This is a genomic window from Streptomyces boncukensis (assembly GCF_011045075.1).
In the GTDB taxonomy this organism is placed as follows: domain Bacteria; phylum Actinomycetota; class Actinomycetes; order Streptomycetales; family Streptomycetaceae; genus Streptomyces; species Streptomyces boncukensis.
This window is the reverse complement of the sequence record NZ_JAAKZZ010001015.1, coordinates 1-1,007: the sequence shown is the minus strand read 5'-3', so window position 1 is coordinate 1,007 and position 1,007 is coordinate 1. Positions and strand designations below refer to the sequence as shown.

The following is a 1,007-nucleotide window of genomic DNA, read 5'->3' as shown; positions in this document are numbered from 1 at the left end:
TGTGTATAAGAGACAGCCACACCCTCGGCCACGCCCAGCGCCACGTCCTCGCCCCCCGTGTCGCACCGGCCCGGCCCCGTGCGCAGCACCAAGCCCCCGCGCCGCAGCGTGCGCCCGGCCGCGCACCCCGTGCTGTTCGCCGCCGGGGCGCAGAGCGAGCGGGTCCGCGAGCTGCAGGCGCGGCTGCGCCAGCTGAAGCTCTTCGACCGCAATCCGACGGGCTACTACGGCACCGTCACCGCCGCCTCCGTACGCGGCTTCCAGCGCCGGCAGGGCGTGCCCCGGACCGGCACCGTCGACAGCGCCCTGTGGGCCGCGCTGCGCGCCCGCACCCAGCGCCCGGCGCACGACGAGCTGTACCCGCCGACCACCCGCCCCCTCGACGACCCCGACCCGCGCTGCAGGACCGGGCGGGTGCTGTGCATCAGCAAGGACAGCCGGACGCTGGCCTGGATGGTCGACGGCACGGTGCGCTCGGCGATGGACGTCCGCTTCGGCTCGGCGTACACACCCACCCGCGAGGGGCAGTTCAAGGTCGACTTCAAGAGCCGCCGCCACCACTCGACGCTCTACGACACCCCGATGCCGTACGCGCTCTTCTTCAGCCGGGGCCAGGCGGTGCACTACTCCGCGGACTTCGCGGCGAGCGGCTACACGGGCGCCTCGCACGGCTGCGTCAACGTGCGGGACAAGAAGAAGATCGCCGCGCTCTTCGACCAGGTGCGGGCGGGGGACAAGGTGGTGGTCTACAAGTAGGGGTCCGCTTCGCGGCTCCGGTATGTGGCGCGAGCGGGGCCGGGGGAACGTGCCCCGCCCGCGCCAATCGCGCGTGCCCGGAGGTACGGGGGGAACCTCGGGCTGTTCCGCGCCGCCGATGACCAGTCGGCTCACTCATTACTGCGCCGGACTGCGAAAAAGTGTCACACCGGGGCCCATGGCTGTCCGGCATCCTGCTTGTGCGGGGGCTTGGTCTGTGCCAGGGGGCGCCCCGCGAACGGTGCGGGGGG

The 1,007-nt window shown here is 73.0% G+C and carries 1 pseudogene; it reads left to right on the top strand.

The annotated features are described in order from the left end of the window. Window positions 1–18: 18 nt before the first annotated feature. Window positions 19–756, top strand: a pseudogene (locus tag G5C65_RS37660) (L,D-transpeptidase family protein); the annotation flags it as partial. Window positions 757–1,007 lie beyond the last annotated feature (251 nt).